Origin of the sequence: Caballeronia sp. dw_276 (genome assembly GCF_018449635.1) — a bacterium.
In the GTDB taxonomy this organism is placed as follows: Bacteria; Pseudomonadota; Gammaproteobacteria; order Burkholderiales; family Burkholderiaceae; genus Caballeronia.
Window position 1 is genome coordinate 284,661 of record NZ_JAAVUV010000001.1, and the last position, 12,453, is coordinate 297,113.

The 12,453-nt window shown below is 60.2% G+C and carries 13 protein-coding genes; 7 read left to right on the forward strand and 6 right to left on the reverse strand.

Annotation, left to right across the window (positions count from 1 at the left end; translation table 11 throughout):
- Window positions 1–292: 292 nt before the first annotated feature.
- Window positions 293–1,969: a glycogen synthase GlgA gene (gene glgA / locus HB633_RS01200; RefSeq protein WP_213776246.1), complete on the reverse strand. Its 1,677-nt coding sequence runs from the start codon at window positions 1,967–1,969 to the stop codon at window positions 293–295.
- Window positions 1,970–2,320: 351 nt separating this feature from the next.
- Window positions 2,321–2,977: a DUF1345 domain-containing protein gene (locus tag HB633_RS01205; protein WP_213776247.1), complete on the reverse strand. Its 657-nt coding sequence runs from the start codon at window positions 2,975–2,977 to the stop codon at window positions 2,321–2,323.
- Window positions 2,978–3,212: 235 nt separating this feature from the next.
- Here HB633_RS01205 and HB633_RS01210 point away from each other — a divergent pair, with 235 nt between their 5' ends.
- From HB633_RS01210 to HB633_RS01230, 5 genes are all read left to right on the forward strand, one after another.
- Window positions 3,213–3,794 carry a sugar dehydrogenase complex small subunit gene (locus tag HB633_RS01210; RefSeq protein ID WP_213776248.1) on the forward strand — a complete coding sequence of 194 codons (582 nt, stop codon included), beginning with the start codon at window positions 3,213–3,215 and terminating at the stop codon, window positions 3,792–3,794.
- 81 nt (window positions 3,795–3,875) lie between these two features.
- Entirely contained in the window at window positions 3,876–5,477 is a 1,602-nt protein-coding gene (locus tag HB633_RS01215; RefSeq protein ID WP_213776249.1) for a GMC family oxidoreductase, read from the forward strand.
- A gap of 20 nt (window positions 5,478–5,497) precedes the next feature.
- Window positions 5,498–6,883, forward strand: coding sequence for a cytochrome c (locus HB633_RS01220; RefSeq protein WP_213776250.1), 1,386 nt, complete (start codon window positions 5,498–5,500; stop codon window positions 6,881–6,883).
- A gap of 164 nt (window positions 6,884–7,047) precedes the next feature.
- On the forward strand, window positions 7,048–7,785 hold the full coding sequence (locus HB633_RS01225; protein ID WP_213776251.1) for a metallophosphoesterase: 738 nt from the start codon (window positions 7,048–7,050) through the stop codon (window positions 7,783–7,785).
- Between the two features lie 80 nt (window positions 7,786–7,865).
- On the forward strand, window positions 7,866–9,188 hold the full coding sequence (locus tag HB633_RS01230; RefSeq protein ID WP_213776252.1) for a DNA topoisomerase IB: 1,323 nt from the start codon (window positions 7,866–7,868) through the stop codon (window positions 9,186–9,188).
- A 13-nt stretch (window positions 9,189–9,201) separates the two neighbouring features.
- On the opposite strand, the gene HB633_RS01235 is transcribed toward HB633_RS01230, so the two are convergent.
- The 3 genes from HB633_RS01235 to HB633_RS01245 all read right to left on the reverse strand — a co-directional run bounded on the left by HB633_RS01235 (window position 9,202) and on the right by HB633_RS01245 (window position 10,716).
- Entirely contained in the window at window positions 9,202–9,921 is a 720-nt protein-coding gene (locus HB633_RS01235; RefSeq protein ID WP_213776561.1) for an RES domain-containing protein, read from the reverse strand.
- 14 nt (window positions 9,922–9,935) lie between these two features.
- Window positions 9,936–10,358, reverse strand: a complete 423-nt coding sequence (locus tag HB633_RS01240) for an MbcA/ParS/Xre antitoxin family protein (protein ID WP_346730242.1) — start codon at window positions 10,356–10,358, stop codon at window positions 9,936–9,938.
- A 91-nt stretch (window positions 10,359–10,449) separates the two neighbouring features.
- Window positions 10,450–10,716: a DUF2866 domain-containing protein gene (locus tag HB633_RS01245; protein WP_213776253.1), complete on the reverse strand. Its 267-nt coding sequence runs from the start codon at window positions 10,714–10,716 to the stop codon at window positions 10,450–10,452.
- Between the two features lie 218 nt (window positions 10,717–10,934).
- Between HB633_RS01245 and HB633_RS01250 the strand changes: the two genes are divergently transcribed.
- Both HB633_RS01250 and HB633_RS01255 read left to right on the forward strand, forming a co-directional pair.
- Complete coding sequence (locus HB633_RS01250; protein ID WP_213776254.1) at window positions 10,935–11,165, forward strand: hypothetical protein; 231 nt, start codon at window positions 10,935–10,937, stop codon at window positions 11,163–11,165.
- Window positions 11,166–11,184: 19 nt separating this feature from the next.
- Entirely contained in the window at window positions 11,185–11,556 is a 372-nt protein-coding gene (locus tag HB633_RS01255; protein WP_213776255.1) for a hypothetical protein, read from the forward strand.
- Between the two features lie 22 nt (window positions 11,557–11,578).
- On the opposite strand, the gene HB633_RS01260 is transcribed toward HB633_RS01255, so the two are convergent.
- Entirely contained in the window at window positions 11,579–12,367 is a 789-nt protein-coding gene (locus tag HB633_RS01260; protein WP_213776256.1) for an SDR family oxidoreductase, read from the reverse strand.
- Window positions 12,368–12,453 lie beyond the last annotated feature (86 nt).

Consider the following 12,453-nt stretch of genomic DNA (forward strand, 5'->3'; position numbering starts at 1 on the left):
CCGCAAGAACGGCTACGGCAGACGAGCCTCAGACAGTCTTCAAGCACCATTTCCGGGGTCACGAGTGCGTTACGTATCGACATGAAGCTGCCATGCGCGATACGTCGTTCGGTGCGGCGCCAGGGGTCGCTTTAAGGACACAGCACGTAGCGTGCCGCACCGTTGGCGGGAATCTGGCTTGGGCGTCGGAATCCTTGGTTCAGGTCAGACGACCGCCGCCCGCCGCGCTTCTCGCAGCGCGGCGGGCGACAACGTCATAACCGTACCATTGAACGACGCGATGTGAGCGTCCTCAGGCGCTGCGCGCGACGAATCGCGGCTGTTCCGCATCGTGACGGGTGGCGACGGCAGCGGGCGCTGCCTTGGCGGAGATGGCGGCGATGCCTGGAACGGCCGACGCATGGATCGGCACGCGGCGTGTGCGCAGCGGCGTTTTTGCCGGGCGTGCGTCCGTCAGGCCGGCGTAAAGCTGGACGTATTTCGCAACCGCATGGCTCCAGCCGTAGTCACGCGCCATCGCGTTGCGTTGAAGCGTGCGCCATTGTTGCGGGCGCATGAATGCCTGGACGGCTCGCGTGACGGCGGCGACCATGTCGTGCGTTGCTTCGCCATCGAATAGAAAGCCCGTGGCTGGACGTGACGACGTCGCGCCCTCGAAGCTGCCCAGGCCTTCGACCGGCGAAGACTGGAAGCCCACTTGCATCGACGACGCTTCGACTGCATCCACAATGGTGTCTGCCAACCCGCCCACACGCGACGCCACCGGCAAGGTGCCGTAACGCATTGCATAGATCTGCGTCAGACCGCATGGCTCGAAGCGGCTGCCGTGCAGCAGGATATCGGCGCCCGAATGCAGCACGTGCGCGCGGCGTTCGTCGTAACCAATATGCACGCCGATACGATCCGGCCACGATTGCGCCAAGCGCTGAAACGCCGTTTCGATATGCGCTTCGCCTTTTCCGATTACCGCGATCTGCAAACGCGGATGCTGTTCGAGCAGGGCTGGGATGGCATCGATCGCCACGTCCGCCATTTTCTGCGACGTCATCCGGCTGCCGATTGCAATCACCGGCGCGAACGGATCGACAGGAAGCCCGAACATCTGTTGCAGCTCGCGCTTGCAGGCGTGCTTGCCGCGCATATCGTCGAAACAATAGTTGCGAGCGATCTGCGTGTCGGTCATCGGGTCCCAGGCGCCGACATCGATGCCATTGATGATGCCCGAAAGCTTCTCTGCATAGCATTGCAGGACGCCTTCCATCAGATGGCCGAAACGCGGCGTGAGAATTTCGCGTGCGTAGGTTTCGCTGACAGTTGCAACATGATCCGCGTGGACGATGCCTGCTTTCATCAGACTCAACGCGCCATAAAATTCGATGCTCTTTTGTTCCGTGAGCGCAGGCACGAGCCACTTGGCCGGCACGCCGAGCGCTGCACCAAGCGAGAGCGAATAGTTGCCTTGGAACGCAAGATTGTGGATCGTGAAAACGCTTTTTGCGTGCACGCCTGCATGCTTCATCAGAAGCGGCGTAAGGCCGGAATGCCAGTCATGTGCATGAACGATGTCCGGCTTCTTGAAGCCGCGAACGCCTTCGGCCACCCGGACCGCTGCCGCCGACAACGACGCAAAGCGGATAGCGTTGTCTTCGTAGTCGCGTCCCTTCGCATCCTGGTAAAGCCCCTCGCGAGCGTACAGATGGTCCATGCGCAACAGGATCACGGGCACGCCCGTATCGGGCATGCGACCACGATACAAAACACCGTCACCGCCCGGGAGGCCCGTCAATGAAGCGACCTTCTGCAATCCATCGACCGTTTCCAATGCTTTCGGATACGCCGGCAAAAGTATTGCCGCATCCACTCCCGCTTCACGCAACGCCGCGGCGTATGCGCTGACCATGTCACCTAATCCGCCAGTTTTGGCAAGCGGCACGGCCTCTGAAGCGACAAGCAATACGTTCAAGGACAAAGCTGACTCCTGGCGTTTGAAAGATGAAAAGCGATGGGCGGTGCTCGGCCTGATTAACAGGCGGCGCACGCGTCCGGTGCTTTTATCGGAGGGAAGAGGGGATGCGGATTCTTTAGAGCAAACGTTGTGCCATGCAGCAAAGATTTTCCTAAAACCGCGGGAAAGCGTTAGGCACGCCGCACTTAATAGATGAAGTTACGCTCGACAGAAGACAGACATTTGACGCTGTGTAAAAAAGCACGCGTCGGTAACGGCGTTTTTACACAGCGGAATTTGGAATCGTTATATCAAACCGATGAGGAAATTAAGACCGACGTTTTTTGATATCAGCAAATATTGCTTAAACAGTTTTTACGATCCTAATAATCCCGCGGCCGTATTCACGCATAAACCCAGCACAGCCGCGTTGAAGAAAAACGATAAGATCGATTGTGCCAAAGCGGTTCGCCTGACTTCGGTCGAGCGCAGGACCACGTCCGACGTCTGCGATGCCACCGCGATCGTGAAGGAGAAATACAGGAAGTCCCAATAGCCGGGCTTCAAATGAGAATCGGGAAATTTCAGCGACGTCTCGTCTTGCGATTGATAGTAATGCCGCGCGTAGTGGAGCGTGAACATGGTCGGGATCAGGAACCACGCGCCGAACATCGTGATGCCCGTCAGCAAATAGTTGGGTAAGGCGCTGCGGAACCCCATGTTCTTGGCGGCCGCCAGTTCGGCGACGATTGCCACGATACTCGCCATGGCCGCAAGACTGACGATCAGCAGGACCATCCCCGCATTTTCATCCTCGCGCGCGGCAAGTTTCTGGACCTCATCCTGATGCGCTCTCCACATTTGAATCCATATGAGCACGAGATAAAGCCATACGGTAGTGTCCCAACCAATCAGGCCGCGCACGAGCGGGCGCAAGTCATATGGAACCAAAATTGCGACAATCACACCAATGACCAGAGCAATAACCGCCCTCGGGCGATATCGAACGACGTTGGGAAGCATGAAATTCATTTTTATCGTGGCCTTGTAATGGCGGTAATCGCGTTAAGCTGTCGCGCCGCGATTATTGCCCGGGCAGCTTTCAAATTCCAACGGGCTTTCAGCGCATGAGTTTCCCTTTGCGCTTGTCTCCAGATACGGCCTCACATATTCAAAGATATCGACAGCCTCTGTTTCACCGACCTCCGCGTGACCGAGCCTGTTGATCATCGCTCTTCCGCAACAACGCGAATCGGGACATCAATCAATGACACAGCTTCACGACCCCTCGGCGCCCGCCCATTCGACCAGGCACTCCGCTGCACGCCGGCGATTCGTCCTCGGCGCATGTGCGTCGGCAGTCGCGCTCGCGTTCACATCGGCGGGAATGGGGTTTCCTTCACTCTTCTCGCAGGCATTCGCCGATACCCCTCCCGCCGGCCTCGAAGGTTTCCTCCTGCTCTCGCGCAAGCTCACCGGCCGCACGAGCTTCGACCCCGCATTGGCGCAGCGCGTGTACGACGCGTTATCGAAGTCGGATAGCGAGTTCGTCGCGAACGTCACCGCGCTCAACGAATGGCTCGCAGCGCATGGTGGCGTGCCATCGGACACGGTCACGCAGGCGCTGAAAGCCGATACACCCAAGCTCGCCGGCACGGTCACCGCTGTCATGCGCGCGTGGTATCTGGGTCTGGTCGGCGATGGGCCGCACACGAGCGTCGTGGCTTACGAACGCGCGCTGATGTTCGATCCGGTCAACGACGTGCTGACCATCCCATCCTATTGCCGCGATGTCCCGTTCTACTGGACGCAAAAGCCGCCGGCAGTTGGCGCGCCGAACGCCGCCTGACGCAGGCCGTATAAAAATCACGCCGGCGCGTGGCTGATCAGCGCGACCGCAGCATATAAGCACCTCACAGGACAATACATAATGGCAAATTCGAATTCGGCCGATGTCGTGGTCGTCGGATCCGGCGTCGCGGGCGGCTTGGTCGCCCATCAGCTCGCAAGCGCGGGCGCATCGGTGATCCTGCTCGAAGCCGGGCCGCGCATTCCGCGTTGGCAGATCGTCGAGAACTTCCGCAATTCGCCCGCGAAATCGGATTTCGCGACGCCGTATCCATCCACGCCTTACGCGCCACATCCCGAGTATTCGCCCGAGAACAACTATCTGATTCAGAAGGGCGAGTATCCCTATGCATCGCAATACTTGCGGCTCGTAGGCGGCACGACGTGGCACTGGGCCGCAGCCGCATGGCGTCTGTTGCCCGCCGACTTCAAAATCAGGACGCTGTATGGCGTAGGTCGCGACTGGCCGATCTCGTATGAAACGCTGGAGCCGTGGTATCAGGCGGCCGAGGTCCAACTGGGGGTATCGGGTCCGGGGCGCGATGTCGATCTCGGTTCGCCGCGCTCCAAACCGTATCCCATGGACATGTTGCCGCTCTCCTACATGGACCAGCGCTTCTCCGATGTCCTCAACGCCGACTCATTCCACGTCGTGCCGGAACCGGTCGCACGCAATAGCCGCCCGTACGATTCGCGCCCCACGTGCTGCGGCAACAACAATTGCATGCCCATCTGCCCGATCGCGGCCATGTACAACGGCGTCACGCACGCAGAGAAAGCGGAACGCGCGGGCGCGAAGCTGATCCCGCAAGCCGTGGTCTACAAGATCGAATCCGACGACAAAGGCCTGATCACGGCCGTCCACTACAAGGACCCGAACGGCAACAGCACGCGCGTCACGGGCAAGCTTTTCGTGCTGGCGGCGAACGGCATCGAAACGCCGAAGCTGATGTTGCAATCCGTGTCCGACAGGTTCAAGACCGGGATTGGCAACAGCTCGGACCAGGTTGGCCGCAACCTGATGGATCACCCTGGAACCGGCGTGACGTTCCTCGCCAACGAAACCTTGTGGCCGGGACGCGGGCCGATGGAAATGACGTCCATCGTCAATTTCCGCGATGGCGCTTTCCGCTCCGAATACGCGGCGAAGAAGCTGCATCTGTCGAATGGCGTGCCGACCATGGCGATCACAGCGGATCTCATCGCGAAGGGTTTGAGCGGGGCCGAGCTCGATCGCCAGATTCGCGATCGCGCGGCGCGCACCATGAACATCAACAGCTTCCACGAGCATCTGGCCGAAACGCAGAACCGCGTGCTGCCGTCATCGGACCACAAGGATTCGCTCGGCATTCCGCAACCCGAGATCTATTACTCCATCAACGATTACGTGAAGAAAAGCGCCGCCGATACCCGCACGCATTACGCGCGCATCGCGGAATTGTTCGGCGGCACGGAGATCACCTTCGACGATAAGTTCGCTCCGAACAATCACATCATGGGCACGACGATCATGGGCGCCGACCCGAAGGATTCCGTGGTCGATACCGAATGCCGCACGCACGACCATCCGAATCTGTTCGTGGCCGGAAGCGCGGTGATGCCGACGGCGGCATCGGTGAATTGCACGTTGACGCTGTCCGCGTTGTCGCTGCGTCTCGCCGACAAACTGAAGAAAGAACTTTGATTGCGCGCCGACGGAGAGCCATGATGAAGAACCACAAACCCCGCGACGCCCGCACATCCATAAAACGTTTTGGCGCCGCGCTCGCGGTGCTTGCACTCGGCATAGCCGGAGCGATGAATGTCCATTCCCTGATAGAACCCGCGCAGGCGCAAACGGCCGCAGGCGCTGCAAATGGCGCGGAAACGGCCACGACCGTCAAGGACAACCAAGCTGGTGCCGATTTGATCAAGCGCGGCGAATACCTCGCGCGCGCGGGCGACTGCATCGCGTGTCATACCGCCGATAAAGCCCGTCCCTTCGCTGGCGGCCTGCCCATCAACACGCCGTTCGGGACCATCTACACGCCGAACATCACCAGCGATCCGGACACTGGAATCGGCCGATGGACCGATGCCGACTTCCTTCGCGCAATGCACGAGGGTCTTGGCAAGGGCGGCGAGCGCTTGTATCCGGCGTTCCCGTATGCGGATTACACGAAGGTCACGGACGGCGACGTGCTCGCCATCCGCGCCTACCTCAACACGCTCGCGCCAATCCACTATTCACCGCCGCGCAACGAGATGTCGTTTCCGTTCAACCAACGCTGGCTGATGGTGTTCTGGAACATGTTCAACTTCAAGGAAGGCCGTTTCGTACCTGATCCGAAGCAGAGCGCCGAGGTGAATCGCGGGGCGTATCTGGTCGAAGGTCTCGCGCATTGCGAGGAATGCCATACGCCGCGCAACATCACGCAAGGCCTCAAATCGAGTGAACGCTTCAGCGGCGCCGAGCTTTCTGGCTGGCATGCGTACAACATCACGCCGGACAAGAATGCGGGCGTTGGCAACTGGACGGACGATGAACTCGCGCAATATCTTGCCACCGGTGCCGTGCATGGCCGCGCAAACGCAGCAGGCCCGATGGCCGATGTCATTCAGAACAGCACGCAATACATGAGCTCGGAAGACTTGCGTTCGATGGTCGCGTATTTGCGTACGATTCCGGCTCAAGGCGGCGGCGATGCCCGTCCGCGCGATTCCTTCGGCAAGCCAACCAGCGAGGACGTCATCGCGATGCGCGGCACACAGGTGAGCGGCGTGAACGGCGCGCAGTTGTTCATCGCCAATTGCGCGACGTGCCATAGCTGGACCGGCGAAGGACGTGGTGGAAGTGCTGCGGGCGCGTATCCATCGCTGATTCATAACAGCGTGGTCGGGGCATCGGCGGCGAACAATCTGACCATGGTCATGCTGCATGGCGTGAATCGCGAGACGAAAACGGCCAATGTCTTCATGCCGGCCTTCGCCGATCAGCTCAACGACGAGCAAATCGCCGCCATCAGCAACTATGTGACGAAGACCTTCGGCAATCCACAATCGACTACGACCGGCGCCCAGGTTGCCAAATTGCGCGCCACGCCGCAGTAATTGGTGGATTAGGTATGTATTAAATGCGCGTTTGTGCGGTGCGGCACGGCAAATTTTGCCTTGTCGCATTGCGGAGATTGCGTATCGGCGGCGCGCGTTTCAGAATGTGAACTTGCTTTCAAGATTGGGCGCGCTTGTGCGCCGTGTACGAAGAAGATTTGGCTATGACTGCTGCTACACATCCCGTCGTTTGTTGGCATCCGGCGAACAAGCTTGGCCGTGACCTCGTGGTCGGCGACCTGCATGGTTGCGTCGACGCATTGCGTTATCTGCTGAATGAAATCGGCTTCGATGGCGCCCGCGACCGGCTGTTCTCCGTCGGCGACCTGGTCGATCGCGGCAGCGATTCGCTCGCGGCGCTGGATTTGCTCGACCAGCCCTGGTTTTATCCCGTGCTCGGCAACCACGAAGACGCTTTGTGCGCCGTCGCCAACGGCCGCATGCAGCGTCACGTCTGGTATTCGATCGGCGGCGCGTGGGCATCGAATCTGAGCGACGAACAGTTGCAACGCCTGGCCGGGAAGTTGGCAAGCGTGCCGCTCGTGCGCATAGTCGGTGACGGCGCCACGCGCTTCAACGTGCTGCACGCAGAATTTTTTGGCAGCGACGCCGATCTGGAAGTTGCCTATTTCCCCGACGATGTCCGCCAGCAATTGCTGTGGGGACGCTCGCTCGCGCTCGGCACGGGAAAGCCTTCCACGCAGCGGGGTTTGTCGCCTACGTATTGCGGGCATACGCCGGTCAAGGCGATCAAGCAGATCGGGGCGCAGATTTTTATCGATACCGGCGCGTACACGGACGACGGACGGCTGACGATTGTGGAGGCCGGGACGGATCAAAGATGGTCGGTCAAGCAGGGCTGGGCGAAGGGCGCCGGGTCGCTGGCCGAGGGATTCCGCTAAAACGCGCGAACGGTCGCGGCATTACGCTTGCTTAGTCCTCCCAAACCGCCCGACGGGCGACTTCTGCGAGACTAGCAATAATGCCGACCTCCCCAGTCACAGATTCTGTCACCGACTCATCCACCGATATCAAAGGCTGCCCGGAAGACCTGCCGCCGGGTCTGCGCTACGTCGATGATTCCCGCGCCGGCTACACGCGCGAATGGAAAAACGGCGCGTTCGTCTACTTCAACACCCAGGGCAAACAACTTTCCGACGATGCCGACGTCAAGCGCATCAACGCCCTGGCAATCCCGCCAGCCTACACGAACGTCTGGATCTGCCCGGACCCGCGTGGACATCTGCAGGCCACCGGACGCGACGCGCGCGGCCGCAAACAATACAGATATCACCCGCAATGGCGCGAAACGCGCGACGCCACCAAATACGAACGCATGCTCGCGTTCAGCGCAGTCCTGCCGAAACTGCGCGCCCGCGTCGCACGCGACCTCGACTTGCAAGGCATGCCGCGCGACAAGGTTCTGGCGACCGTTGTCCGGTTGCTCGACACCACGCTCGTTCGCGTTGGCAGCGAAGAATATGCGCGGGACAATAAGTCCTATGGCCTGACCACCCTTCGCAAAAAGCACCTCAGCGTCAAATCCGGCACGCTGCGCTTTCAGTTTCGCGGCAAGAGCGGGATTGACCACGATGTATCGGTGAGTGATCCGCGAATCGCGAAAATTGTGAAACGATGCATGGATTTGCCGGGACATGAACTCTTCCAGTATCTCGATGCCGACGGTCAGCGCCACGCCATCAGCTCCTCCGATATCAACGACTATCTCCACGAAATCACCGGCGCCGATTTCACCGCGAAGGATTATCGGACGTGGGCGGGCAGCGTGTTTGCGCTGGCCGCGCTGCGCAAGCTCGCCTGGGAAACGGTGACCGAGGCGCGCAAGCATGTGGTGGGGACGATCAAGGAGGTATCGAAGATGTTGCGCAATACGCCGGCTGTCTGCCGCAAATGTTATGTGCATCCGGCGGTGATCGAGGCATTCGAAGCCGGCGTACTCGCCGATGAACTGCCGGCGTCACGCCGCTCAGGCCTCAAATCCGATGAAGCAACGCTCGCCATTTTTCTCGAACAGGATGCAAAACGCCGCGCGCGTGAAGCGGCTCGCGCCCGCAAGGGCAAGGCGAATACGGCAGACCCGAGTCTGGCGCGGTTGCTGACAAAATCCAGCCAGAAAGCCGCCGCTTTGAAGAGTTCGGGCAAGGACGTGAAGGCGGAAGCACTTGCTGCGGTCAAAGCGGCCTCGGGAAAACAGGCCTCGCCGAAGGTGAAATCAAAAGCCGCGCGGCCAGCGACGAAAAAGATCGCGCGGGTGCGCTCGCCGACGGCAGTTGCCATCGGCTGATTGGCTCAGAAAACTAGCCGACCTTGCTCATCTCATAGACGTTCGTGACCGTTTCGCCGTTCCATTCGTACTCCAGATACGCGGCATGGTGGCAATCGCGCAGCAAGGTCGTGCGAAACGCGGCGAGACATTCGCCGCCTTCATCCCGCACCGACGGATACGCGATCCCGCGCGCGCCTGCCTTGCGTGCCGCGCGTCCCAGCGTCTGTCCCGCCGCGTAATCCGATGGCGACAGAATCTCCGGATCGAGCGCGCTTTGGGTCAAGCGGCCGCCGCAGAGATCGAGCACTTCCCCTTGCGCCGATACCGTATAAAGCCGCATTTGCTGACGCAGCGGTGCCTGTTGGGTATGCGCGAGAAAAAGCGCCGAGTGGTATCGCGTTTCTTCGATCGCCGTGCGTCTTTCGCGCGCGCAATAAAACACGCCGTAGGTGCCATCTGAGAAGCGGCTGCCGTTCGGGTTCAGATGCGTGAACGCGGCCATGATCGGGCCGTAACCAGCGCCATACCGGCGTTCGTCGGACGGGACCAGGTCCAGTTCGCCCACTTCTGTTCGCAGGCGGTCGTTGGTCATGGCTTCGAGCGCATAAAGGGCTTCGAAATCTTGCGGCGACGCCACGCGGTCAAAGAGATTGACGGCCGGAAACCGCGTTGGAATCACGCGATATGCCGGCGACCAGTCGAGTTCAGCGTGCGGCCAGCGAGCACGCCAGTCGTTCTCTGCCTCGGGCACATTGGATAGATTGCTCACGCCCAGCCGCCTCGCATTGCATCCAGATACTGGCGGACAGCCACCAGATCGCTGACATTGCCCGCAAGCATGCGGTCGAGCGCGCGCCGTCCGCCGAACGGCGGGGCGGTGTTCGCGCGCTTGATCCAGCCATCGGCGGCTTCGGGTTGGGGCAACAGGATTTGCAGCGCTTTATAAATGCCGAGAATCAGCGAAAGCCGCTCGAGCGTGTCGCGGCCAAGGCGTGCGGTTTGCGGCGCCGCTTTCCATTTGAAAAACGTGGAACGGCCGGGAGTACCGAGCAGGACGATTTGCTCGTCGGCGGAGAGGGTCCAGTCGTTTGCGATACTGAAAAATGCGCGCAGACCGGCTGCGGACATATCGGCAATGGAAGGTCGGGGCGCCTGCACAGGGCGCGCGACGCGTTGAACGCGGGGCATGGCATGAGTCTCTATTTGAACTTGAATCGTATATTAGTCCATTTATGGACTTAATCAAGTTTTATCGAGAATCGCCGATGCCGCTCGTTGATCAAACGCTTCCGTCCGAATCCGGGGGACCGTAGCGCCGTCCGGAAATGTGCGCGCGAAGCACTTCCGCGATCTCGGACGTCGTGAATTCCGCCGGCACCACGCTCAGCTGGCTGCAAGGGTCGCTCTTGCGTGCCCACTCGACCATCCGGTACGCCTTGCCCCAAGGTCGCTCGACGGCTTCGGAAAGGCGGCACTGATGCAACGGCAACGCGTGCTCGGTTTTCATCGTCAACTTGATGTTCTGAAACGATGCGCTGGCGGCCATGGCGTGTCCTCGCGTGAAAGCCCCGGTGAAAAGTCGCCAGAGACTGGCGGTATTGAAAGCTCGCGTTGTGAAATGTGCCCTCCGACAATTAAGCGCAACTTAAACGCGACGGGTTTACGCGCATACTTCGGAACTCACCAGATCGCCGCACGGGTACTGTTCTCACGCGCGGCATTACTGTATATTCATACAGGTTGATGCTATTGCATGGACACGAAATGAACCGCCCTGAGAGCCATTCTTCTGCTGAGGCCGCCGCGCTCGCGCGGTATGTGCAGGCAACGCGCGCGGTATCGGCGGCATTCAATGCCACTCGCGCCGAGCCGGAACTCGGCGCAGGCGGCGGAACGGTCGCGTTGGCGCTGCAGCGGCTTGACAGCGCGTTGCTTGAACTCGACACATCGCAGCGCTCGCTCGACGCTATACTTTCGCGCGCTGGTGGACACTGAACAATCTGGAGCGCTTGCTGTGAGACCTGTTTTATCCGCACTTTCATCGAACGTCGTACTGGCTTTGCTGGCTGCATCCCTGAGTGCAGGATCCGCCGCCGCAATGGCCGCCGAACGTTATGTCGAAGTCTGGAATCCGCCTGAATCGCAATTGCACACGCCCAAGACCAAGACCCGCAGCGTCGTATCCGCGCAGTCCAAGAAGAAGCGCAAGAGCGGACCCGCCGTCAAACAAGTCGCCGACAGAACCATGTCCCCGCCACCGGCATTGACGGTTGCGCCTTCGGCGTCACCGAACGCGGGTCGTGCGAAGGCCGTGCCGAAATCGACCGATTCATTGCCGAAGCTGCCGCCGCTGATCGGTCCGGATGGGCGAGTCCTTCGCGTATGATCGCGCGGCCGGCTCAGAGCAGTTAAAACGCCGACCGCACCACGCCGCCATCCACGCGCAATGCTGCGCCGTTCGTGGCCGATGACGCTTCCGAACACACATACACAACCATATTCGCGACTTCCTCGGTTGTGGCGAAACGCTTGATCAGCGAACTCGGCCGTTCGGTTTCGAAGAAACCCTTCTCGAACTCCGCGAATGTCTTGTCGCCCATACCTTTGGCCGCCATTTCGTCGAGGCCGTCGGAATGCGTTGGGCCCGGCAATACCGCGTTCACCGTGACGCCCGTCCCGGCACAATCCTCGGCAAGTCCACGCGACAACCCCAGTTGCGCCGTCTTCGTCACGCCGTAATGAATCATTTCCACGGGGATCTGAACACCGCTTTCGCTGCTGATGAACACTACGCGGCCCCAGTTCTTCTCCTTCATCTTCGGCAAATAAGCGCGCGACAGACGTACGCCGGACATGACGTTGGTATCGAAAAAACGTTGCCAGTCTTCGTCCGGAATTTCCGCGAACGGCTTGGGATCGAAGATGCCGAGGTTGTTCACGAGCACATCGACCGCCGGGTACTTCGCGACCACCGCCTTGACTTGCGCGGCGTCGGATAGATCGCCGGCGAAACCTTCTACGTTTGCATCCGGCACGGCGGCGCGAAGCTTGGCGATGGCTTCATCAACCGAAGCCTGCTTGCGCCCGTTCACGATCACATGTGCGCCTTCGCGCGCGAGCCCGGTGGCAATAGCAAGGCCAATGCCTTTCGTCGATCCCGATACGAGCGCCAGCTTTCCTTCCAGATGAAGGTTCATGAAATCCGTACTCCTTGATGAGCGTTGGGAATGTAAATCGCCCGCGGGCAGGAATGTTCCCCTGCCCGCGGGCGATGACGCGATGA